Here is a 22,179-nt window from a genome sequence, read left to right on the forward strand (position 1 = left end):
TCGTTAGAAGCGCACTCCGCGCCCTGATCCCCTTGTGTCTGCCTTGGTCTCAGCCAAATGGCCAGAGCAGACACAAATAGGACAGTAAGACTGTCCTATTTCGTACGTTCTATGACAGAATGAACCTATCCGCGCAAGATACCAAACCCAAAAAAAAGTAGTATAACGACCGTAAGTGACGGGTTTGCATCATTTTGAGCAATATTCATGCGCGGGTATGCGCTTTTACGGCCTTTTGATGTTCGAGCACGGGTAACCGCTCCCCTGACTCTATCCATTGCGCAGGTCAGAGCCCGGGTCCGAACGCTACCAGTCGCTCTGGGACAAGGTAGAATACAGCTGCACTGAACGCACTCAGAGACACGCCCACAGATCCACCGGCGTGCCGCCATCGGACCGACGCGCCGATGGCGATCGATCTCTGAGAGACATCGAACTGCGTTTTGAGTTTTCGGCCAAATCGTGCCATAGCCGAACCAATTCAAGTTCCGGAGACACTCTTTTCATGATCTTCACCTCGGACAATTGGGCCGGCGCCCACCCGGCAATCGCCGCATCGCTCACAGCCCATTCAGCGGGCTTCACCCCGGCCTATGGCAGCAGCGATCTCGACCAAAAAGTTGCGAAAACTTTCAACCGCATATTCGGCCGCGAGGTGTCGGTTTTTTTCGTTGGCACCGGAACCGCAGCCAATTCACTGGCGCTGTCGGCTGTCAGCCGTCCCGGCGGCGTCAACTTTTGCCATCGCGACGCCCATGTGATCGCCGATGAATGCGGTGCGCCGGAGTTTTTCAGCCAGGGCTCCCGCCTGGTGCCGGTGGATGGAATCGAAGGCAAGATCGATCCGGTCAAGCTTGAGGCCGAGATCGCCCGCTTTCCGCAAGGCTTTGTCCATGCTGGTCAGCCGACGGCCATCACCTTGACCCAGGCGACCGAGGCCGGAACCGTCTACCAGCCCGATGAAATCCGCGCGATCTCGAAGATTGCCAAGGCGCACGGCATGCCGTTGCACATGGATGGCGCACGGTTTGCCAATGCGCTCGTCGCACTTGATCTCACGCCGGCTCAGATGACGCTTGAGCTCGGCGTTGATATCCTGTCGTTCGGTGGCACCAAGAACGGTTGCTGGTGCGCCGAGGCGCTGGTTTTTCTCGATCCATCAATGGCAGGTCAGGCACCGTTTCTTCAAAAGCGTGCGGCACAACTTTACTCCAAGAGCCGCTTCATCGCTGCCCAGTTTGACGCTTACTTCGAAGACGATCTGTGGCTCGACCTGGCCCGCCACGCCAACGCGATGGCAGCACGCCTGCAACGCGGCATCAACGCATCGGCCAATGCCCGGCTCGGCTGGCCCAGCGCGGCCAACGAGACCTTCCCGATCATACCCAAGGCGCTCGCAAGAGAGCTGACCGCCAAGGGCGCGATGTTTTACGAATGGTCCGCGCCTCGCTCGCACCCCGATCTGGTTGGCGAGGACGAAATGCTTCTCAGGTTGGTGACCAGCTTCGCCACCACCGAGGAACATGTCGACCGTTTCGTTGAACTTCTCGGCTGAACACGCATATCTTTGACGGTCTGTTCACAAAAGCCTCACGGGCAAGTGATGGCGGATAACGCGCGCTTGATTTCCAAGTGATACGCCAATTTGTCATGGTTCTCCTGCCGGGACAAAAACCACCCGGATATCGGTTCAGAGACCCTAAAGGAGAACAGCATGTCGCAGAAATCTATTATTGGAGCTTCAGCTCTCGCCGGCGCCGTGGCGATGGCCATTTCCGGAGCAAGCTTTGTAGCTTCCACCGACAACGCCGCGGCCGCCACCGAAAAATGCTATGGCGTCGCCCTGGCTGGCAAGAATGATTGCGCTGCAGGCCCCGGCACCACCTGCGCCGGAACCTCAAAGGTCGATTTTCAGGGCAATTCATGGAAGTATGTCGATGCAGGCACCTGCGCGACAATGAGCCTTGACGGCGATCGCATGGGTTCGCTGGAGCCACTCGACCGCGACATTCCGGCCTGATCGGCAATATTTGAACGGGAGTCCTGACATGGCGTGGTCCGCCCCTACTACACCGATCGTCGGGACTCCCCGTTTCCCGGATGCCCCGCTTCCGCCGCGTGCGGGCGCGGGGTTGAAGGCTGACCACATCGACGCCATCCTGGCGGACGATTACCGCATCGGCTTTCTCGAAGTCCATGCCGAAAACTACATGGGCGACGGCGGCGCCGCGCATCGCGCGCTCTCGGCCATTCGCACCGAGTTTCCGCTCTCCGTTCACGGCGTCGGGCTTTCGATCGGCTCGGAAGGCGGTATTGATCCGGCTCATCTCGAACGGCTGGCAAAAGTGGTCGAGCGCTATGAACCCGGCATGGTCTCCGAACACCTGGCCTGGTCGAGCCATGACGCCGGTTACTTCAATGACCTGCTGCCCGTTCCCTATAATGCCGACACACTTGATCGTGTCGTCGCCCACATCGGACAGATCCAGGACCGGCTCAAACGCCAGATCCTGCTGGAAAACCCCTCCACCTATGTCGCCTTCGAACAATCCACTATGAGCGAGACTGATTTCATCCGTGAAATCGCCCAAAAGTCTGGGTGTGGCTTGCTGCTCGATATCAACAATGTCTTTGTTTCCGCCACCAATCACGGCTGGAAACCGATCCAGTATCTGCGCAGTTTTCCGCTTGAGATGGTTCAGGAAATCCATCTCGCTGGCCACGCCGAGGATGTCGACGACGAAGGCGAGAAGCTTTTGATCGATGCGCATGATCGCCCCGTCGCCGAGGCAGTCTGGAAACTCTACGAAATAGTCATTTGCCAGGCTGGCGCGATGCCGACGCTGGTCGAATGGGACAATGATGTTCCCGAATGGCCGGTGCTGCGCCGCGAAGCGATGTTGGCCGACGCAGTACTGAAACGTCTCGGCCCCTCTGCCCTGCTCGGATCCCGCCATGCAACCGGATGATCAAGCCCCTGCTGCGTTACAAACAGCATTCGGCGCCGCCTTGCTGGATCCTGATCTGCCGGTGCCCGATGGCGTGATCGGGCCGCACGGCAAGGGCGCAAAGAGGCGCTTTGCGGTCTACCGCAACAATGTGACAGTGAGCCTGATCAACGCTCTCGCCGATATATTCCCCGCGGTTCAGCGGCTGGTGGGCGAAGAGTTTTTCCGTGACATGGCGCGGATCTATCTAACCCAGGAGCCACCGCGCTCTGCGTTGATCTTCGAATATGGCGGCGGATTTGCAGCCTTCCTCGAACGGTTCGAACCGGTTGCCAAGTTGGCCTATCTGCCGGATGTGGCGCGTCTGGAGCGGGCATGGCTCGATGCCTTTCATGCCGCCGATGCCGAGCCCCTGTCGCCTGCGACCCTCGGAACCATTCCACCCGAAAGGCTCGGTGACGTCAGTTTCACCTCTCACCCGGCGACTCGGGTTGTCAGTAGCCGGTTTGCTGCGGTTTCGATATTTTCTGCCAACCGCGAGAAACGCCCGCTCGACGGCATTCGCCCGCTCGATTCCCAAGACGGGTTGATCACCCGCCCGCATTACGATGTTCAAATCCGCACATTACCGCCCGGCGCGGCCGGCTTCTTCAACCATCTGATTGGAGGCGCAACGCTTGGCGCGGCGGCGGCACAAACCCTCGAACAAAACCCCGACTTCGATCTGCCTTCCGCCATTTCAGCCATGCTCGATGCCGGCGTGTTTGCCGCTTGCTCGACCGATGCGACTTCACCGGAGTAACGGCCATGCGTTCCGCAATTGATTTTCTCACCTATCTGCACAATCAGGTTTTCGGCTTCATCGAAAAACTCAGCGAAGGCTGGCTTCTGGGGCTGGTCGCCCGTTTCACCTTCGCATCTGTACTGTGGGGCTATTTCCTCAATTCGGCGGGCACCAAGGTCGGAGACGGGTTTCTGGGCTTCTTCTCCATCCAGCCGGGCGCCTATTATCAGATCGCCCTGCCGGCCGTCGAAGCCGCAGGCGGCAATGTCGATGCGGTATCGTTTTTTCCCTGGGGACTGATCGTGCTGCTCGGCACCTATGCCGAATTCATCCTGCCATTGTTGATCATCATCGGCCTGTTTTCACGCGTGGCAGCGCTCGGCATGATGGTTTTCATTACCGTACAATCGTTTGTCGACGTTACCGTGCACAAGGTGGGCGCCGAAACCATTGGCACCCTGTTTGACCGGTTCCCCGACGGGTTGATCGCCGATCAGCGCCTGCTTTGGCTGGTGCCGTTGCTGGTAATTGTCCTGAAGGGACCGGGACTGCTCTCCGTCGACGCCATACTCGCCAGAGCTCGCCCACAATCCCGCCGCTACGCTTCCGCATAAGTGCACCTCAAAGCGATCGGGTTTCGCCGAAGTTCCCACAAGCTGTTTTGCTCATTGCCGCAACGCAACACCGCCCGAGGGTAACCCCTCGAGCGGTGCTTGACTATCTGAAGTGACGCCCAGTCTCCTGAGCGTCACACGACCTGTTCCGCTTGGGGAATTGGATCAGGCCGTTTTGGCTTCGATCTGCTTCGGGTTTTCGCCGGCATCGCTGCTCAGCGGGATCCGGCGCGGCTTCATGGCCTCCGGAATTTCCCTGGTCAGATCGATGTGGAGCAAGCCGTTGCGCAGTGAGGCGCCGGTTACTTCAACATGCTCGGCAAGCTGAAAGCGGCGTTCGAACGCGCGCTTGGCGATGCCGCGATACAGGAACTCGACGCCTTCAGCATCCTTCTCCTCGGCCTTCTCACCCTTGACGGTGAGCGCGTGCTCGCGAGCCTCGATCGAAATCTCGGCTTCATCAAAACCGGCCACCGCCATGGTGATCCGGTAAGTGGTGTCGCCGGTGCGTTCGATGTTGTAGGGCGGATAGGATTGCGCTTGATCCGGCTGAGCCAGACTGTCGAGCATGGTCAGAAGCCGGTCAAAGCCGACGGTCGAACGATACAGCGGTGCAAAATCTACGTGACGCATATGGGTCCTCCTTAAGAGCAACTACAGGTTTGCGTTTTGGTCATTGGTCTGCCCCACATAGGGCGGCATCCCGGCCAGCAGGCCCGATTGGTGGCGCCTGCACTACCAATGTGGGAACTGCCGGGCGCCGGTTCAAGATCACCAATATCCGGTACCGAAATCACGGCCTCGAACCGGTGAACAGGCGATGAATGACCCATTCGGCGCCGGTTCAGGTCGCATCGGCGAAGATCGGCCGCATCAGGCAACACCGCCTGGACCGACCGGGATATCCCGTCCCTTCTGTTCCGGTCACCTGGCCGGGCCCGCGTCAAACGCGGTTCCGGCCTTTTTCCTTTTGACCTTGGCCCGGTGAAGCCCTAATCCGGATGTACCATGAGCGATGATATTGCCCAGCTGATCGAAACCGACCAGAATCCGATTCCCGGCAACCATGTCGTGGGCTGGTTTGACGGCTGCGGCGGCAAGCGTCTGCGCTACGCGATCTTCAAGTCCGACATTCCGGTGGCGCGCGGCACCGTGGTGCTGCTCCAAGGCCGCAATGAATGCATCGAGAAATATTACGAGACCATTCGCCATTTCACCGCACGCGGACTTTGGGTCGCGACATTTGACTGGCGCGGGCAAGGTCTCTCCGACCGGCTTTTGAAAAATCCGCGGCGCGGGCATTTGCGCCGTTTCGCAGACCTGGAGACGGATCTGGCGATTTTCCTTGAAACCATCGTGTTGCCGGAAACCCGCCTGCCCTTCTGTATGGTTGCCCACTCGATGGGCGCACTGGTTGCTCTGGCGGCAGCACCTTTGCTTGCCAACCGGATCGAACGGATGGTTTTGCTGGGGCCATTTGTGGAATTGTCCAATCAACCGTTGTCCAAATGGACCATCCGCCTCCTCACAAGGCTGACCAGACTGATGGGCCTTGGTTGGGTTGGCACCGGCAGGGACCGTTTCCCATCCCCCTTCGAAGGCAACGCCGTCACCTCTGACCCGGCCCGCTATAACCGCAACATTGATCTGTACCTGGCGCATCCGGAATTGCGGCTCGGCCCGCCGAGCGCCCGCTGGGTCAACGAAATGCTGGTGGCGATGAACCGTGTTACCCGGTTCGAACATCTCGACCAGATCAAAGTTCCGACATTGCTGATCGGCGGCGGCAACGACCGGATCGTCGCGCCACAGGCAATCGAGAACCTCGGCAACCGGTTTCGCGCCGGAAGGGCGATCATCATTGACGGCGCGCGTCACGAATTGATGCAGGAAGCCGACCGCTACCGGATGTCGGCATTGGCGGCGATTGATGCCTTCATTCCGCCAGACCAGGACGCAGAAACTGCGGCGGTCACTCTCACCGGTTGAGCATTTCCAGCGCCGCCTCGTGCAGCGCCGCCGACCCGGCGGCAACAATATTGCCACCCTGCTCAGGGCGGTCTCCGCTCCAGGTCGTCATCACGCCACCGGCCTGCTCAACCAGCGGGATCAGGCCGCCGACGTCATAAGGCTTGAGATCACATTCTACCACCAGGTCGATGTTCCCCGACGCCACCATGGCATAGGCATAGCAATCGCAGCCGTAGCGGGCGAGTTGCACAGTGCTTTCGAGCCGCTGGTAAGAGGCGTTGAGCGCTTCGGGAAAGATGAATGGCGATGTCGTCATCATGATCGCCTGCTCCAGCCCAACCCCGGAGCGGGTGCGCATCGGCGCAATCTCGCCATTACGCCGGATAACGGCATTTCCCGGTTCGGCGATGAAGCGTTCACCGGTAAACGGCTGGTCCATCATCCCCATCACTGCCCGGCCCTTGTGATAAAGCCCGACCAATGTGCCCCAGACCGGCAGGCCGGAAATGAAAGCGCGGGTCCCGTCGATCGGATCAATCACCCAGAGATAATCCCGGTCCAGCCCGACATCGTCATGTTCCTCACCGAGAATACCGTGGTCCGGATACTCCGCGGTGATGACCCGGCGGATCGCCCGCTCGGCCTCGCGGTCCGCTTCGGTAACCGGATCGAAACCTGCCGCCTGCTTGTTATCAACAGCGGTCTGCATGCGAAACCGTGGCAGTGTTTCGGCTGCGGCCGCTTCGGCGATGGCGTCAAAAAATGCGAAGTCGGGAAGCATGAAGAACTCCGTTGGATCTGCGGGTATCGTTGTTCGGGGGCGCAATCGGACTGGGTCACCGTCCTCGCCCGACTGTCGGAAAAATGCAAGCCGGCAGGTAAAGCCTCTCGCATTGGGTCGGATAGGCCCAAAGACTAAGGGCAGGAATATTGACATTTGTGCGCTGCAACAATATCTTCCGGCTACAGTCTTTGACTGTGAATGCCCTTCTTGGGCGTTTCCTCCCTAGACTTGACCGCGCTCCTAGCGCGGTTTTTTTTGATCATTTTTTGCCAATTCGGTGTTCTAAAGCCATGTTGTCGGCGCGCTGAGACCGCCTGAATGAACTCATGCAGCCGCCCAGTACGCCGCAGTACTATTCTGCCGCCAACCGCTCATTGGCCAGTTCATCGCGCACATGCGCCATCATCCGGGCCGAAAACTCCCACAGGTCTGCCTTCAGGAGTTCAAAACCCGCGGTTTTTTCAAGCGTCACCTCGTCCACGTAAAGCCCGCGATTGATTTCGATCTGCAGCGCGTGCAACCCGCGTCCGGGGCGGCCGTAATGCTCGGTGATGAAACCGCCCGCATAGGGCTTGTTGCGCACCACGTGGTAGCCTAGCTCCGAAAGCACCGATACCGCTGCGAAGGACAAATCATGGGCCGCACTGGCCCCATAGCGATCGCCGATAATGATATCGGGTCTGGCGATGCCGCCGGCCACCCGCACATTGGCTGGCATCGAATGGCAATCAATCAGGATTGCCTTGCCGAACTGGACATGGGTCTGGGCAATCAACTTGCGCAGGTTGGCGTGATAAGGCCTGTAAACCTGTTCAATGCGCGAAAGTCCCTCATCGACACTGAGACGACCCCGGTAGATATCCATGTTTTCGGCCACCAGCCGCGGGATCGTGCCGAGACCGCCGGCCACCCGCATCGACCCGATATTGGCAAATGATGGCAGCGGCCCGTCAAACATGCGGGGATCAAGTTCGTAGGGCTCTCGATTGACATCGAGCCAGGCGCGCGGGAACTGGGCGGCCAGTAACGGCGCGCCCAATTGCACCGCGCTGGCGAACAATTCGTCGACGTAATAATCTTCCGAGCGGCGAATTGCGTTGCGGTCAAGCCGAGACATACTCAAGAACGCATCCGGATAAACCCGTCCCGAATGCGGAGAATTGTAAACGAAGGCTTCGGTTTGCCGCATCGGGCGCCGGATTTCAAAGGGAGCGACCGCCTGCGAAGCCATAGTTGCGTCGATTTTGTCACCGGGCCCGTCGGCTTCGCGCATATCCGTCCCTTTATTCGTATAACCGCTTGAATCACCTTGCCAGTTGCCCTCCTACCTGTCCAGTGCAGGACAAACAGCACCGTAAAAATGCCATCATTCACCGGATGTTTACTGGAATGGCTGATAGATGGAGCAGGCAAAGCTCCACGAGCATGATGACAGGGTTGGAAACAAGATGACGCCGAAAATTCTCCTTGCGGAAGACGACAATGATATGCGCCGGTTTCTGGTCAAGGCGCTGGAAAAAGCCGGCTACGATGTCCGGTCCTTTGACAATGGCGCGAGCGCCTATGATCGCCTCCGCGAAGAACCCTTCACGCTGCTGCTGACCGATATCGTCATGCCGGAGATGGACGGAATCGAACTGGCGCGCCGAGCCACCGAGCTCGACCCCGATCTCAAGGTCATGTTCATCACCGGATTTGCCGCTGTTGCGCTCAACCCTGATTCGAAAGCACCGCGTGACGCCAAGGTGCTTTCCAAGCCGTTCCATCTGCGCGACCTCGTCGATGAGGTCAACAAGATGATCCAGGCTGCCTGAACCGAAAAATTGTCAACGGTTTTTACCGGTGAATGCCGCGCCAAGGCTATTATTCATGGCTTTTGGCGGGCTCCCGCGCCATTGCCTGCATGTTCGCGCAACGCAACCCCGCCGCACACAGAAATCACACTCTTTTGATATTGACGTCACAGGGCATTGTGTGGTGTATGCCCGACATCGGATGGGCGTATAGCTCAGCGGGAGAGCACTACATTGACATTGTAGGGGTCACAGGTTCAATCCCTGTTACGCCCACCATCCTTTCACAGTCTTGCAGCCATTAAAATAGTGGCCTCGCGTCAGGCGCGCAACACTGGAAGTAATGCCTTTCACACGGCATTGGTCCGACGACCAGACGCAAACTTTCGATACCAGTCCAGCATGCATGCCTAGATTTGGGCCGAGCCCCAAAATTGTTCGCCCCCCGACATCTGACCGTAAATGCCACGCTCGAAGGTTATGCTACGCTGGGTATCCAGACCAACCCTGTATTCAGTACCAGCCGGGAGCTGCCCGCCATCATCGGCGGTGCCGGCGATGAGCGAAAAAGCCTCAGAGCATCGGGCTGACCCGCTTACGCCACTTGTCGCCAGGATTCTTTGCGGACAAATTCCATCAATTGTTCCGAGGACATCGGGCGCGCCAGCGCATAGCCTTGCAGCGTATCGCAGCCGAGGTCACGCAGGATGACTGCATGTTCCATTGTCTCGACACCTTCGGCGACGATCTTGATGTTCAGCGACCGGCCGATATCGATGATCGAAGCAACCAGCCTTCGCTGGCTTTCGGATTCCACGATCGGCAAGATCAATCGTCGATCGATCTTCAGTCGGGTCGGTCGAACATGCAGAAGGCTGATGATCGAGGCATAGCCGGTGCCAAAATCATCGATCTCGATCTGAATGCCCCGCTTCTTGAGCTTCTCGATATTGGCGACAATGGTGTCGTTTTTCTCATCGAGAAAAATCGATTCGAGAAGCTCGAACGAGAGTGTGCCTGCTTCGATTTCCATCCCGTCGAGGCTGTCGAGCAGATCGGACTCATAAAGCCTGCCTGCCGATACATTGACCGACATTTTCGGGATCGAAATACCCGCCGCCTTCCAGCGTGTCGATTGCCAAAGGGTCTGTTCAAGGATCGACCGGTCAATCAGCGGCACGACATTGAGTTCATCAGCAGTCTTGAGGAAGGCATCGGGTGCCAGGGTTCCTTCGCTGGGGTGTTTCCAGCGTGCCAGCGCCTCGACTCCGACAACATCGAGCGTGACCGCGTCGAATTGCGGCTGGAAGTACGGCAGGAACTCCTTTCGTTCGAGACCGTTCAGAATGTCATCGGCAATCCGCTTGTTGCGCACGACTTCGGCTCTCAGCGTGTCGTTGAAGAACTCGAACCGGTTCCGGCCACTGCTTTTGGCGCGGTACAGTGCAATGTCTGCATCAACCAGCAGCCGCTGGGTGCAATCAGGCTCCGTCGGGTTTGCAATTGCGATACCGATGCTCACGCCGAAACGGCATTCGTGGCCTTCATAGGGCACCGGTTGACGCATTTGCTCGATGATCCGGCCCGCAAGCGCCTCCAATTGCGCGGCCCCCGTATCCGTGGTGGTGGCTATGACGAATTCATCGCCGCCGATGCGGGCAATGAAATCACCCTGGCGTGTATTGGATTTGAGGATCGAGGCGGCATGGATCAGCATCGCGTCACCGGCTGCATGACCGAGCGTGTCGTTGATCTGCTTGAAACGGTCCAGATCAATATGCATCAGCGCTTTGACGCGCGCACCCTGTCCCTGCGCGAGAAGCTGCGCGTCCAGATATCGCCTGTTGGGCAACCCGGTCAGGCTGTCATGCAGCGAATTCCGTTCCATCTGGGCCCGCGCATCCTCGAGCTCACTGTTGCGAATTTCGGCGTTCTGCATCGCCGCCAGCAGATGGGTCTTCAACTGTACGTCCGTTGAAACATCCCAGTTGACGCCGAGGATGTAGCGGTGGCCGCCCTCATCTTCATGAACCGCACCAATGGCCCGGATCCAGCGGATTTGGCCTTTGCGGGTGAGAACCCGAAACTCGGAATTGTAGGTTTTCCCAGTTGCCACAGCTTGTTTGATGACGGCCTCGGCTTTGGCACCGTCATCGGGATGAAGTGCCGCCTTCCAGTGATCCAGATTCAGGATCTCGACATCCTCTGCAATATCGTAGAGTTCCCGCATGCGCTCATCCCAGGACAATTCCCAGGTATCGACATTGAGTTCCCAGACACCGATTCTCGACGTGTTCAGCGCCAGTTCCAGCCGCTGCTGCAGTCTCTGCATTTCGCCGCCGCGCCGGTTGAGTTCGCGGATATGTATCCGCCGCTGATCATACAGATAACCGGCAATCGCGATCGGCAGAATGACAAGCATGCCGCCAAGCAGGATCAGATATCTGATTTGCCACGCATTCGCCGGCGTATCCGACCAACCAACCCGTGGGGTCGCGGCCAATTGCCAGCTTCCACTCGGCAATGACACCTCGGCCAGCACTGGGTCACGGTCGAGGGATCCGGCGTTTCCGAAGAACACCTCGCCATCGCTGCCGGTCGCATCCGCACCGCGAATCGTGATGCTGAGAGGAAGGTCAGGATTGTTGAGCCCGCTGTCCGCATATAATCGGTCCACATCGACAACCGCGGAGACCAGCCCCCACAATCTTCCCTTCCCGGGCTGGGTCTCGTAGAACACCGGGAACCGGCCAATGAACCCCTTGCCGCCTTGCAACAGATCGACCGGGCCGGCCAGCACCATTTCGCGGGAATCCACGGCCCTGAGCGCTGCATCGCGTTGTGCATCATTGGTCCGGTAATCGAGCCCGACCGCTTTCTCGTTGCCCTTTAAAGGATATATCAGACTGAGAACCAGATCCGGCGCAGCGGCAATGCTGCGCAATTGCGAGTGCGTACCCATCAGATTGCCGGCAATCTTCGCAAAATGCCGTTGGTCGATATCGGGTTCGGTGGCAATCACGGCGACCAGCCCGCGGACCAGCTGGATATTGCTGTTGATGTTGCCTTCGAGCTTGGCGCGTATGATTCCGAGCTGTTCGCTGACTTCGGCACGGGCGCGCTGGTGGTGCATGGCGTTATTCTGGGTTTCAGCAAAAATGCCGGTAGCAAGCGTAACGACAAGCGCAATACCCGCCGCGAGATAACTCGGACGCCAATACTTCTGCCCGCTATTCAGGCGCAGCTTGGGAATTACGATCATGGGTACTCCCGCCAGAACGTGGACTCCTCAAAACCACTGTGTCCAGCGGTTGAGAACCGAGTTACTCCGGGAAACTTAGGCTGAAAACCTGTAACAATTATCTAAGTTTCGGGCTTTTTTTGATCGATTAGCCGGATAATTGCCAATGCAGCCTCATCGCTTTTACCCGCCGACACAGCCGCAAGCACTGCACCAGTTGGCCGACATGCGGCCGTCCTGATGACAGGATTAGCGCCACCGCTGCCAAGCACCGCGCTAGGATTAAATTGAGAATTCGCCCCCCGAAGGCGTTGCCACAATGAACGAGGCGCCCGAAATCTCGCCTGCGAGGCGCCGCACTTCTTCCTCGCTCATCAACACCGCGGCGGTCGAAAGACCGTCAGCGACAGCCGCCAGTCGGTGTACCACGCTGACACGGCTCCAGTTGCTGGCAGCCGGCTCACCGGTCCGGGGATTGAGAATATGGCCGGACTGGCCTTCCCCGATCAGTGTCCCTCGGGGACTCGAGGTCGCAACCGCCTGGTCGCGCAAGCGGATCGATGTGCGGGCGGCGTCATCTTCATGTTCGGCCAACCCCACTTCCCAGCCATCGCCTGACGGAGACGCACCGACCGCGGCAATCTCGCCCACAGAGACAAGCCCCGCCTCAAGCCCTTGAGACTTGAGAAGGCCGACGACCTTGTCGGTAATGAACCCCTGGGCGATGCCATTAAAGGTTAGCGCTGCGCCCGGGCGGAGACGGATCCGCCCCGCAGAGACCTCCACCTTGTCCCAACCGACTACAGCGCGGGCGGCCTTCAATGCGTTTTTGTCAATCACACCGTTGCCGCGTGCATAGGCTGACCACAGCGGCTGGATGGTGGGATCAAACAGCCCGTCACTGACCGCGTGGATGGATGACACATGCGAACACAGTTCCAGCAGATCGGCGCTCGGTCCATCAAGCATGCCTATCGCGTTGAGCCGGACCAGCGCGCTATCGTCGCGATAAAGGCTGAACAGTTGCTCAAGTCGCTCGATTTCAGCCCGCGCCAAGGCAATAAGACTCTCGGCCTCCTGCGCGGGCAAGCCGACCAATCGAAGGTCAGCGTGAGCACCGAGCGCAACGCCTTGCCAGCGCGCGCCCATATTGGCAGCACCTGCCGTGCGTGCCGTCAGCAGACAGCCCGCAGTGATGGTAATGAAGCGACGACGGGTCAGGCTCATTGGATTGCTCCTGTAATCAAATTGGCTGGGTCATCATCGAGCCCGGTAGGACCAAGTACATAGGCGTCGGGAATTTCAGCCAATTGAACCACCGTGCCGCCGTTTTCATCCGCAAACGCGTTGGCGACGGCCTCGGTGCCAAATGGTATCACCTCAGGTGTTCCCATGCCGCCGGTCTTGCGCGAGCCGATCACGAACCAGGCATGGCTGGCGTCAATCCAGGTATCCTCTTCCGGAAAGTCCCAGTTCTTCGCCTTGCCCATGTCGTTGACATAGACAACGACCGCCTCGGAAAGCTCTTCGGGCGAGCGGATATAGGCGATGGCATCACGCACCTGGCTGAACCAGATCGGATGTGGATTGTTGGCCAGGAAGATCTGCGCCTTGGGCCCGGTGTGTTCCAGCACCGTCATGTTGCAGTAATGACCGACGGCTTCCTCCGACAGCGCCACCGGCTGCGGCACAGCCACCTCGGCTTGCTCCTCGCTGCAGGCGGAGATCGAGAGCATCACCACGACAAAAGCGATAAGTTTGAGAACAATCTTCATGGTCGAATCCTGTGCATCACAAGCGTTGACAGACCCAGCGCCAGCATCGCCCAGACCACGGGGCTGATCATCACCGCGAGGCCCGAAAGCGGCGTGGCCGATCCCATGCCGCCCCCCAGATTGCTGCCCATGGCGGCCGCATCGATCGCGTTCATGTTGTAAAGCCTGAATGCATCGGCCGGGTTGAGTACCAGCAGCCAGGGAAACAGGGTTCGCGCAAAAACGCCGTCCTGGCTCGCCAGAAGACCGCCGAGCAGTGCCAGATCATACAGCACCACCGCAAACAGCCAGATGGCTACCGCCAGCGCTGCAGCGGTGCCGGTTTGCCGCACGCTGGCGCTGGCGATGTAGCCGATGGCGATAAAGGTCGCACCCAGCACAATGCTGCTGACAATAAGCCGGGCAACATCGACAAGTGCGCTCCAATCGCCGCCGCCGCCTGCGTAAAAAGCGACCAGACCGGCGATGCCATAACCGATTATCACGGCAATGCTCAGAACCGTTACATGGCCGATAAATTTGCCCAGCAGCACCGTGCCCCGCGAGACCGGGCTCGCCAGCACCAGTTGCAAGGTGCCGCGATCGATCTCGCCGGCAATGGCGTCAAACGACAGCAACAGTGCGATCAGCGGCACCAGATAAACCGACAAAGTCGAGAGACTGGCGACCACCACGGTAACCGCATTGGTCTTGATCTCGCCGGTCGGGGCGCTGCCGATAAGCACCAGAATAAGCGCAAAAACTAGCAAGATCAGCGATGACAGGATGATCCAGCGGTTGCGCAGGCCAATCCGGATTTCGGTCGCGGCAATAGTCGAGATGCCGTGCATCACGCAGCACTCCCCTGGTTGGGGCCAATGTCGAATTTGGAGAAATACCGATAGATCTCATCCAGCGACGGCGGCGTCACATCCACATCTTCCACCCGTGCTCCGAGGTCATTGATCTTTGACAGCGCGGCCATCTTGCCGTTTCTCGGGCACATGATCTCCACCGAAGCACCGTTGACGCGCTTGCCGCCAATCCGCTCGAACACTTCGTCAAGCGCGTTTGCGGCGGCGCGAACCCGGATCCGGATTGGCAGATCCGCCTCCGCCTGCAGCGTCGACAGCGGCCCATTGGCCACCAGCTCACCCTTGCGCAGAATGGCAACGCGGTCGGTTTTGGCTTCAAGTTCGCTCAGGCCATGCGACGACAGCAGCACCGAGCCGCCATTGCCGGCAACCTCGGCGATCAGCTCATAGAAGTGCTGCCGCGAAATCGGGTCGAGACCCGAGGTCGGCTCGTCAAGCAACAACAGTCCAGGCCGCCCGACCAGCGCCTGCGCCAGGCCGAGGCGCTGGCGCATGCCCTTCGAATAGGTTTCCACCCGCCGGTCGGCTGCTTCAACCAGATCGACCTTCTTCAACACATCCTGCACCGCATCCGATGCTGCGCCCTTGAGGCTCGCATAGAAGCGAACGATTTCCCTGCCGGTCAGCATTTTCGGAAACGCCACCTGTTCCGGCAGATAGGAGACCACCCGCCGCGCGGCATCGCTACCGGGGGCGTGGCCGGCGATCGAAAGCGTACCGCTGGTGGGTTTGATGAACCCCAGCACAATGCGGAACAATGTGGTCTTGCCGGCGCCATTGTGCCCCAGCAACGCCACTTGTTCTCCGGGCGCCACGTCGATGCTGACATTGGTCAAGGCGGTTACAGCCTTGAACTTCATGCAGACATCACGAGCCTTGAGGACCTCGCTCATTGCCGGGCTGCCTTCCAGTTGCGTGCCGTTTCCGGCAGGTCATGCGGTTTCATCAGCGGCTTGTCGTCGACAATTCCGCCCGGCAGCAACGCCGGAAATTCACTCTGCGCCCAGCGCACAAGCTGTACTGCGGGGCTGCCGAGCAGCAGTTTGGCCGAAGGCTGGGTCCACAATACCCGATCCATCGCATCATTGGGCCGAAACGCCTGGTCGGCGATGCCATCCCCGTTGACGTCATAGGCAGCGTGATCGCTCCAGTAATTGCCCGACCAGGTGTGATCCTTGGTGCTGACAAACTTGATCTGGGTGCGATTGCCGACAAAGGCATTGCCTGTAATCGCATTGCGTGCCGAGCCACCGGTAAAGTGAATGCCGATTTCGCAACCTTCGATGCGGTTGTCTTTGATCAGGTTCTTGTTGGCGTTGTAGACAAACAGACATTTTTCGCCGCCGCCGACAACGGCATTGCCCTCGATCACCGCATTATTGGCATAGTTGAGCATGATCCCGTGATCACGATCATCAAGCGAGATGTTGTCGCGCATGGTCACGCGCTTTGAAAACATGATGGCGTAACCAAGATGGTTGCCAATAGAAACGTTGCCGGAAACGTCGCTGTCATCGGCATTCATGTAGTGAATGGCAAAACGTAGCTTTTCGAAGCGATTGTTGGTGAAGGTATTCTTGCGGCTGGTATTGACGAAAATGCCATCCCTGCCCTGGCGGATCGTGTTGCCGGTCACCTTGGCGCCCGGTGCGTTCCAGACATAGACGCCGTTGCCACGTCGGTTCATCAGCCTGTCGTCGCCGCCAATGATGGTATTGTCTTCGACAAGCGCATCGCGTGCGCCATGGATGTCGACACCATAGAGATTGTCTTCGATCTGATTGTTGCGAACGATGGCGCGGAGAGCTTTCTTGGTCATCTGCACGCCGCTGTCGATGGTCTGGTGCGACGTGCCGGAGCCGGTCAGTTTCAGGCCTTTGATAATCACGTCTGGCGCATCAATGGTGATCACCGAGCCGGTGCCCGTGCCAACCACATGCGCCTTGCCTTTGCCGTCAATTTCAAGCGCCTTCGTCAGGACAAGTCCGCCCTGATAGGTCCCCGCTTCCAAAAGCAGACGGTCGCCCGGCTGGGCCAGTTCGACCGCCCGCACCAGTGCATCCGGACCCGGCTCGACGCGGAGATCGGCGGCATGCGCCATCCCCGCGAGGAGCGTGGTTCCAAGCAGCACTGCAAATGTGCGGGCGGTCAGGTTCATGGTCGGTTAGCCTCAGGCCTTGCGTGGTTCGACAAGCATGCGTCCGCGCATTTCCATGTGCAGGGCATGGCAGAACCACTGGCAGTAGAACCAGTGAACGCCTGGACGGTTCGCCGTGAATGTGACCGACGCGGTCGCCTGTGGCGCCACTTCCATCGCAACGCCGTAGTTGGATATGGAGAACCCGTGGGTCACGTCATCCACATCATCAAGGTTGGTGACATAAACCGTGACTTCCTGTCCCTGCTTGACCGTGAATTTCTCAAGGCCGAACTGCGGGGCAACCGAAGTCATGTAGACGCGAACCTTGTCGCCGTCCTCGATGACAACGTCATCATATTCGAGGTCGACTCCATCGGCTTTCGCCTGGGCAACGGCATCGGCAAACATCGTATCGTCGCGCGACCAGACATTGACCGGGTTGACGATGTCCGCACGCACCAGACAGACGTCATGCGGTTCGGCAAAGGTCGGTCCATCGTGCACGACCTTCATCTCGTCGGTCGAGATATCGATGATCTGTTCGTTTTCCGGCTTCAGCGGGCCAACATTGAGGAACCGGTCCTTGGAGAACTTGTTGAGCGAGATCAGCCACGCACCGTCCGCCTCCTTGGTTTCACCCATGGTGGTGTGGTTGTGGCCCGGCTGATAATGCACATCGACCTTGGAGACGATCGGATCGACATCCTCACCGGCGAAGGCGCGGATAGCCTTGGCGATATCCCACTTCACCATCTGGCTGTCGAGGAACAGCGTCGTATAGGCAAAGCCCTTGCCATCGAACGCGGTGTGAAGCGGCCCAAGTCCGAGTTCCGGTTCGGCAACAATGCAAGACCGCGGATCAGCGTCTTCTTCGAACAGTGCATCGACCTTGGTCACATCAATCACCGAAACCGTCGGCGACAATTTGCCGTTGATCATGATGTGAACGCCGTCAGGCGCGGTGTTGACACCATGCGGGCTGTTGGGGATCGGAATGTAGCGGGTGTACTTCTTGTTCTGTCCCTTGCGGCCGTCGATGACCGGCACGCCGTTGAGCACCTGCACGTCGCCGGCAGCAACGCCTTCTTCAATAGCCTTGATGTTGAACACCACCACATGGTCGAGTTCGCTCTCGGTCATTTCGGCAAGGTTCATGCCCATTTCCGAGTTGTAGCTGGTCGAGAAGGCATATTTGCCCTGATAGTCGCAGTCGGTGTTGTCGAGGTTGCCCGACACGATGACCTGCCAGGATACCTTCATCTCGTCGCCGTCAATGGCGGTGAAGATATTCACGTACTGCGACGGGTCGTCCAGAATGGTGCCGTCATTGACCAGCGGTGCTTCATGCTCGCCATTGGCGAAGACGTAGCCGGTCCGCGGGAACTTCTGCGGCCGCATGCCGTGGATGTCCTGCGCGTTCGGGATCTCGATGATCTTGTCGCATTTCATCACGTCGCAGCGGACGCGGGCGACGCGGGTGTTGGCCTTGTCCTGCATGAACAGGTAACGACCGTCATAGGTACCGTCGGTGAAAGACATATGCGGATGGTGAAGGTCACCATTGTCATAAGTCTTCATGCCCTTGGCCGCGAGAAACTCCTTGGTTTCCTCGGTCAGGCCTTCGGTGAGCACTTTCAGGCTCTCATTGGTCTGGCCCCAGCCGGTGGCCGAGCAACGGTTGAACACCGGAACCCGCATCAACTCGCGCATTGAAGGGAAACCGAGAATGCGCATCTCGCCGGTCTGGCCCGAAGACCAGAAGCCGTAATAGGGGTCGAGCTCACCGGGTTCGAAGTGCAATTTCGGCGTCGCGGCATGCGCCTTGCTGACAAGCGCACCGCTCAGCAAGTTTGAGCCCATGCCCGATCCTGCGACAAAAGCTCCGCCGGCCGTGGCAGCCATGAGATTGCGCCGGGAAAGGCCTTTCCGTTTTGTTTCTTCACCTGACATTTGCTAGTTCCTTTCAGGTTGTTGACTGAGACGTCGTGGTCGTCCCCACAAGCGGCTGCCCTGATCCGCCGGATTTCGGCGTCGTCGGACTCATATTGTTTTGCTTGAGGAATTTTTCGCGCTTGGTGGCTTTCTTGATGCACACCGGGCACTTGGTGTCGCTCTGGTAGAGCACCTGGCAGTGCAGGCACTGCAGGCATTCGTTGGGGTTGATATTGCCTTCAGGATGGATCGCCTGGACCATGCACTCCTTGGCACAGCGCTGGCACGGATCACCGCATTCCTTGTAGCGCTTGAGCCAGTCGAACATCCTCAGCCGCGCCGGGATCGCCAGTGCCGCGCCGAGCGGGCACAGGTAACGACAATAGAACCGCTCGATGAACAGGCCAGCGCCAAGCAGCACCACCACGAACAGGATGTAGGGCCAGCCGCGCTGGAATTTCAGGATGATCGCTGTCTTGAAGGGTTCAATCTCCGCATAGCGCTCGGCCATTTCCAGCGAATAGAGAGACAGGCCGAACAGACCGAGGAAGATCATGTACTTGATCGGCCACAGCCGCTCATGCAGGCCCCAGGGAAGGGTGTATTGCGGGATCTTGAAAAAGCGGGCGATCTTGTTGGTCAGTTCCTGCAGCGCACCGAACGGGCACAGCCAGCCGCAGTACACACCGCGCCCCCAGAACAGCAGCGACGCCGCCACCGAGAACCAGAGGATGAAGACCAGCGGGTCCATCAGGAAGGCGTTCCATGAAAAGCCGGTCGTCACCGCCGAGAAGAACGCCAGCACGTTGACCACCGACAATTGCCCATTGGCGTACCAGCCAAGACCCACAAGCGTGAAGGTCAGGAAGCCGATGCGGAACCAGTAGGTGAAGCGCTCATACTTCGTCACCTGCATCTGAAAGAAGAACACCCCGGTCAGAAGGATGAGAGCGGCCACCAGCACGACCACTTCAACGCGTTTCTGGATCCAGATCCGCTTCCACAAATGGCTCAGTTCGCTGGTGTCGGAGACAGCCACATCGCTCTGGATCTGCGCATTGTTGACCTCCGGAGCGGCGGCAGCCAGCTTTTCGGTGTAGCGATCGGGAATCCGGTAGCCCAGATCGAAAGTGATGAACGCCTTGTCGATGGCGCCGACGGCACGCTGCACCAGCAATTGCAGGCGGAACGGCTCGGCCGGGTCAAATCCGCTTTCGGCCTTGACCTTGAAGATATCAAGTTCGGTGAAGGATGGCGCATCTTCGGGCGCCAGCTTGCCAAGCCGTCTGTGCTGCTTGTCATGAAACCGGACGGCCGTATCGCCCTGGATCAGATGCATGCGGTCAAAGATCCCACCGCGAACATAGCCCGAGCCCTTGAAGGAATATTTGCCGCGGCCAACCACCAGAATGGCCTGTTCGCCCTCGTCGAGCCATTCGAGCAGATTTGCGTATTCGCTGTCACCAAGAAGCGTGCGACCGATTTCAGGCGCGCTGACCAGCGCCATCTGCATGTCGATGAAGGTGGCGTCCGGGTCGCCCTTTTCGGCACGCTTGATGGCGCGCGGATCGCCGGTCTCTTCAAACGCCGCATTGACCTGTCCGACGTCGAGCCGAAGGCTGCGGATGGAGCCGTCGCCAGCCAGAGTCTGCCAGTCGGAAACGGGCACATCGTCGCCTGTCGGCATGAGCAACGCCTTGGTCGGGCCGCTGCTTGCCAGTTCCGGCTCAAGCGAACCGAGCCCCAGCGCGCGTGCCACTTTCAGGCCGGCGCGGACAATAGAATCGTCAATGACGATGATGGTCACGGTGGCGCCAGAGACAATATCGAGATCATGCGCCGAACCGCCGGCTTCCGCCTCTGCGATAAGGTCGAGCCCGGCATATTTTTCCGTGACCGCTTTGATTTTCGCTTCGGGAATACCGACGAGCACGATCGGTTCGGAATGCTTGACCAGGCGGACACCCGTGACCTGCGCTTCCGGATCAACCCCCATCAGCGTGTGAATCGGTTTTCCCGAATAGCCGGTGGTCGTCACAAAGTCCGAAGTCAGGAACACATAGCCCAGAACCTGGCCGTCCTTCAGCGCCTCGACCACGGGAATATCGCTGCGAAGCTCGCCATACTCGGTAGCGCCAGGGACGATTTCCCCGACACTGACTTCGTCCAGGAATTTCATGACCAGCGGCTCGGCCTGCGCGCCACCCACGCCAAGCACCAGGCTGGCGATCAACGCGAACAATGAAATAATCCAACTATGGCCGCGGCCCGGTTTGCTCATCATGTTTCAGTTCATCCGATTATTCACAAAGGGAACTTAGGGGGGCACGCTCAGTGGCTCTTTGATCTAGCTCAACCCCTGCGAAAAAATGTTGCATTGCATATATCTGTATTTTTGTGATGATACCCTGAAACGGCAGGCGGACATTATGGAATCACCGCTCACCCGATTGTCGAAACGATATCAGGATCAATCATTTCAACGGGAACAGGCGGTCACCGACGGAATTGGAAAGCCAAGGCTAATGGTACTGAAACTCACCGGATATTCTGGCGTATCGCCTTCGGGCGCGGGCAACCTCAGTCAATCCAACAGAATCTCCGTTGGCATTTGGAGCAGGTGCGTCACCCTACCGAATAGAGGAACAGATGACTAGCTGGTATGAATTCGCAATCGCCTTCGTGGCTTTCTTCGTGCTGCACAGCGTGCCGGTGCGACCGCCGGTAAAAGCCCAGATCGTCAAACGCATCGGCCGCCGCGCCTTTACCGTGCTGTATTCCTGTGTGTCTATATTTGCGCTGGGCTGGTTGATTTACGCCGCCGCGCGGGCGCCTTATGTCGAGCTTTGGAGCCCTGCACCCTGGCAGTTCAGCGTGACATTGATTGTCATGCTGGCGGTCTGCTTCATCATCGCCTTCACGCTCGGGCGACCCAACCCATTTTCATTCGGTGGCACGACCGGATCCCGCTTCGACCCTGCGCATGCCGGTATCGTGCGCGTGCACCGGCACCCGTTGCTGGTGGGATTCTTGTTGTGGGCAGGCTCGCACATGCTGCCCAATGGGGATCTGGCCCACGTCATCCTGTTTGGCGTGTTTGCCTCCTTCTCGCTACTTGGAATGCGGTTGCTGGACCGCCGCAACAGGCGGCTGCTCGGCGCGGCGGAGTACGACGCCTTGTCTGCCAGCGTGCGCCAGGCGCCGCTGCTGCAAAGCTTTGCCCGGGACCGGTTCGTTGTCAGAACCCTGGCCGGCGTCGCTCTATTTGCCGTGCTTCTTCTTTTGCACCCGGCAGTAATCGGCGTTTCGCCATTGGCGGTTTTCTGACGCGCTGCAGCAGCTT

General features: G+C 58.8%; 19 protein-coding genes and 1 tRNA gene. 9 read left to right on the forward strand and 11 right to left on the reverse strand.

What is annotated here, in order from left to right; translation table 11 throughout:
- Positions 1 to 505: 505 nt before the first annotated feature.
- From ACK6D9_RS20690 to ACK6D9_RS20710, 5 genes are all read left to right on the forward strand, one after another.
- Positions 506 to 1,555, forward strand: coding sequence for a threonine aldolase family protein (locus ACK6D9_RS20690; protein ID WP_412049926.1), 1,050 nt, complete (start codon positions 506 to 508; stop codon positions 1,553 to 1,555).
- A 159-nt stretch (positions 1,556 to 1,714) separates the two neighbouring features.
- Positions 1,715 to 2,020, forward strand: coding sequence for a DUF2282 domain-containing protein (locus ACK6D9_RS20695; RefSeq protein WP_412049927.1), 306 nt, complete (start codon positions 1,715 to 1,717; stop codon positions 2,018 to 2,020).
- Between the two features lie 28 nt (positions 2,021 to 2,048).
- Positions 2,049 to 2,969 carry a DUF692 domain-containing protein gene (locus ACK6D9_RS20700; RefSeq protein WP_412049928.1) on the forward strand — a complete coding sequence of 307 codons (921 nt, stop codon included), beginning with the start codon at positions 2,049 to 2,051 and terminating at the stop codon, positions 2,967 to 2,969.
- Positions 2,956 to 3,750, forward strand: a complete 795-nt coding sequence (locus tag ACK6D9_RS20705) for a DUF2063 domain-containing protein (protein WP_412049929.1) — start codon at positions 2,956 to 2,958, stop codon at positions 3,748 to 3,750. Before ACK6D9_RS20700 ends, ACK6D9_RS20705 begins: the two co-directional genes overlap by 14 nt.
- Before the next feature lie 5 nt (positions 3,751 to 3,755).
- The gene (locus ACK6D9_RS20710; protein ID WP_412049930.1) at positions 3,756 to 4,346 is read left to right on the forward strand and encodes a hypothetical protein; all 591 of its coding nucleotides are present in this window, start codon (positions 3,756 to 3,758) and stop codon (positions 4,344 to 4,346) included.
- A 165-nt stretch (positions 4,347 to 4,511) separates the two neighbouring features.
- Here ACK6D9_RS20710 and ACK6D9_RS20715 read toward each other — a convergent pair whose 3' ends face one another.
- A complete protein-coding gene (locus ACK6D9_RS20715; RefSeq protein ID WP_322989722.1) occupies positions 4,512 to 4,979 on the reverse strand; it encodes an Hsp20 family protein in 468 nt (155 codons plus the stop codon).
- Between the two features lie 375 nt (positions 4,980 to 5,354).
- Here ACK6D9_RS20715 and ACK6D9_RS20720 point away from each other — a divergent pair, with 375 nt between their 5' ends.
- Positions 5,355 to 6,335, forward strand: coding sequence for an alpha/beta fold hydrolase (locus ACK6D9_RS20720; protein ID WP_412049931.1), 981 nt, complete (start codon positions 5,355 to 5,357; stop codon positions 6,333 to 6,335).
- On the opposite strand, the gene hisN is transcribed toward ACK6D9_RS20720, so the two are convergent.
- Both hisN and ACK6D9_RS20730 read right to left on the reverse strand, forming a co-directional pair.
- Positions 6,325 to 7,098 (reverse strand): histidinol-phosphatase, encoded by a 774-nt coding sequence (hisN, locus tag ACK6D9_RS20725; RefSeq protein WP_322989724.1) that lies wholly within the window; start codon positions 7,096 to 7,098, stop codon positions 6,325 to 6,327. The two genes, ACK6D9_RS20720 and hisN, sit on opposite strands and share 11 nt — an antisense overlap.
- Positions 7,099 to 7,453: 355 nt before the next feature.
- Positions 7,454 to 8,332: an N-formylglutamate amidohydrolase gene (locus ACK6D9_RS20730; RefSeq protein WP_412051868.1), complete on the reverse strand. Its 879-nt coding sequence runs from the start codon at positions 8,330 to 8,332 to the stop codon at positions 7,454 to 7,456.
- Positions 8,333 to 8,549: 217 nt separating this feature from the next.
- On the opposite strand from ACK6D9_RS20730, the gene cpdR reads away from it, so the two are divergent.
- Positions 8,550 to 8,915 (forward strand): cell cycle two-component system response regulator CpdR, encoded by a 366-nt coding sequence (gene cpdR, locus ACK6D9_RS20735; RefSeq protein ID WP_322989725.1) that lies wholly within the window; start codon positions 8,550 to 8,552, stop codon positions 8,913 to 8,915.
- Positions 8,916 to 9,098: 183 nt separating this feature from the next.
- Positions 9,099 to 9,173 (forward strand) — tRNA-Val (locus ACK6D9_RS20740).
- A gap of 316 nt (positions 9,174 to 9,489) precedes the next feature.
- On the opposite strand, the gene ACK6D9_RS20745 is transcribed toward ACK6D9_RS20740, so the two are convergent.
- From ACK6D9_RS20745 to ACK6D9_RS20780, 8 genes are all read right to left on the reverse strand, one after another.
- Entirely contained in the window at positions 9,490 to 12,156 is a 2,667-nt protein-coding gene (locus ACK6D9_RS20745; RefSeq protein ID WP_412049932.1) for an EAL domain-containing protein, read from the reverse strand.
- Between the two features lie 261 nt (positions 12,157 to 12,417).
- The gene (locus ACK6D9_RS20750) at positions 12,418 to 13,362 is read right to left on the reverse strand and encodes an FAD:protein FMN transferase (protein WP_412049933.1); all 945 of its coding nucleotides are present in this window, start codon (positions 13,360 to 13,362) and stop codon (positions 12,418 to 12,420) included.
- Complete coding sequence (locus ACK6D9_RS20755; protein ID WP_412049934.1) at positions 13,359 to 13,910, reverse strand: nitrous oxide reductase accessory protein NosL; 552 nt, start codon at positions 13,908 to 13,910, stop codon at positions 13,359 to 13,361. Before ACK6D9_RS20755 ends, ACK6D9_RS20750 begins: the two co-directional genes overlap by 4 nt.
- Positions 13,907 to 14,740 (reverse strand): ABC transporter permease, encoded by an 834-nt coding sequence (locus ACK6D9_RS20760; protein WP_412051869.1) that lies wholly within the window; start codon positions 14,738 to 14,740, stop codon positions 13,907 to 13,909. The genes ACK6D9_RS20755 and ACK6D9_RS20760 overlap by 4 nt, the downstream gene beginning before the upstream one ends.
- Entirely contained in the window at positions 14,740 to 15,657 is a 918-nt protein-coding gene (locus tag ACK6D9_RS20765; protein WP_322990685.1) for an ABC transporter ATP-binding protein, read from the reverse strand. The genes ACK6D9_RS20760 and ACK6D9_RS20765 overlap by 1 nt, the downstream gene beginning before the upstream one ends.
- Positions 15,654 to 16,922 carry a nitrous oxide reductase family maturation protein NosD gene (locus ACK6D9_RS20770; protein WP_412049935.1) on the reverse strand — a complete coding sequence of 423 codons (1,269 nt, stop codon included), beginning with the start codon at positions 16,920 to 16,922 and terminating at the stop codon, positions 15,654 to 15,656. The genes ACK6D9_RS20765 and ACK6D9_RS20770 overlap by 4 nt, the downstream gene beginning before the upstream one ends.
- A 12-nt stretch (positions 16,923 to 16,934) precedes the next feature.
- Positions 16,935 to 18,854: a TAT-dependent nitrous-oxide reductase gene (gene nosZ, locus ACK6D9_RS20775; protein WP_267653928.1), complete on the reverse strand. Its 1,920-nt coding sequence runs from the start codon at positions 18,852 to 18,854 to the stop codon at positions 16,935 to 16,937.
- Positions 18,855 to 18,867: 13 nt separating this feature from the next.
- A complete protein-coding gene (locus ACK6D9_RS20780) occupies positions 18,868 to 21,120 on the reverse strand; it encodes a 4Fe-4S binding protein (RefSeq protein WP_412049936.1) in 2,253 nt (750 codons plus the stop codon).
- A 365-nt stretch (positions 21,121 to 21,485) separates the two neighbouring features.
- On the opposite strand from ACK6D9_RS20780, the gene ACK6D9_RS20785 reads away from it, so the two are divergent.
- Complete coding sequence (locus ACK6D9_RS20785) at positions 21,486 to 22,163, forward strand: NnrU family protein (protein WP_412049937.1); 678 nt, start codon at positions 21,486 to 21,488, stop codon at positions 22,161 to 22,163.
- Positions 22,164 to 22,179 lie beyond the last annotated feature (16 nt).

This window comes from Hoeflea sp. Naph1, assembly GCF_046837775.1.
Taxonomy (GTDB): domain Bacteria; phylum Pseudomonadota; class Alphaproteobacteria; order Rhizobiales; family Rhizobiaceae; genus Hoeflea.

Excerpts from the sequence above, each read along its gene's own strand:
- ACK6D9_RS20780 (WP_412049936.1), bottom strand. The coding sequence starts at position 21,120 with ATGATGAGCAAACCGGGCCGCGGCCATAGTTGGATTATTTCATTGTTC.
- cpdR (WP_322989725.1), top strand. The coding sequence starts at position 8,550 with ATGACGCCGAAAATTCTCCTTGCGGAAGACGACAATGATATGCGCCGG.
- ACK6D9_RS20760 (WP_412051869.1), bottom strand. The coding sequence starts at position 14,740 with ATGCACGGCATCTCGACTATTGCCGCGACCGAAATCCGGATTGGCCTG.
- ACK6D9_RS20710 (WP_412049930.1), top strand. The coding sequence starts at position 3,756 with ATGCGTTCCGCAATTGATTTTCTCACCTATCTGCACAATCAGGTTTTC.
- ACK6D9_RS20690 (WP_412049926.1), top strand. The coding sequence starts at position 506 with ATGATCTTCACCTCGGACAATTGGGCCGGCGCCCACCCGGCAATCGCC.
- ACK6D9_RS20785 (WP_412049937.1), top strand. The coding sequence starts at position 21,486 with ATGACTAGCTGGTATGAATTCGCAATCGCCTTCGTGGCTTTCTTCGTG.
- nosZ (WP_267653928.1), bottom strand. The coding sequence starts at position 18,854 with ATGTCAGGTGAAGAAACAAAACGGAAAGGCCTTTCCCGGCGCAATCTC.
- ACK6D9_RS20705 (WP_412049929.1), top strand. The coding sequence starts at position 2,956 with ATGCAACCGGATGATCAAGCCCCTGCTGCGTTACAAACAGCATTCGGC.
- ACK6D9_RS20730 (WP_412051868.1), bottom strand. The coding sequence starts at position 8,332 with ATGGCTTCGCAGGCGGTCGCTCCCTTTGAAATCCGGCGCCCGATGCGG.
- ACK6D9_RS20770 (WP_412049935.1), bottom strand. The coding sequence starts at position 16,922 with ATGAACCTGACCGCCCGCACATTTGCAGTGCTGCTTGGAACCACGCTC.
- ACK6D9_RS20750 (WP_412049933.1), bottom strand. The coding sequence starts at position 13,362 with ATGAGCCTGACCCGTCGTCGCTTCATTACCATCACTGCGGGCTGTCTG.
- ACK6D9_RS20755 (WP_412049934.1), bottom strand. The coding sequence starts at position 13,910 with ATGAAGATTGTTCTCAAACTTATCGCTTTTGTCGTGGTGATGCTCTCG.
- ACK6D9_RS20765 (WP_322990685.1), bottom strand. The coding sequence starts at position 15,657 with ATGAGCGAGGTCCTCAAGGCTCGTGATGTCTGCATGAAGTTCAAGGCT.
- hisN (WP_322989724.1), bottom strand. The coding sequence starts at position 7,098 with ATGCTTCCCGACTTCGCATTTTTTGACGCCATCGCCGAAGCGGCCGCA.
- ACK6D9_RS20715 (WP_322989722.1), bottom strand. The coding sequence starts at position 4,979 with ATGCGTCACGTAGATTTTGCACCGCTGTATCGTTCGACCGTCGGCTTT.
- ACK6D9_RS20720 (WP_412049931.1), top strand. The coding sequence starts at position 5,355 with ATGAGCGATGATATTGCCCAGCTGATCGAAACCGACCAGAATCCGATT.
- ACK6D9_RS20695 (WP_412049927.1), top strand. The coding sequence starts at position 1,715 with ATGTCGCAGAAATCTATTATTGGAGCTTCAGCTCTCGCCGGCGCCGTG.
- ACK6D9_RS20745 (WP_412049932.1), bottom strand. The coding sequence starts at position 12,156 with ATGATCGTAATTCCCAAGCTGCGCCTGAATAGCGGGCAGAAGTATTGG.
- ACK6D9_RS20700 (WP_412049928.1), top strand. The coding sequence starts at position 2,049 with ATGGCGTGGTCCGCCCCTACTACACCGATCGTCGGGACTCCCCGTTTC.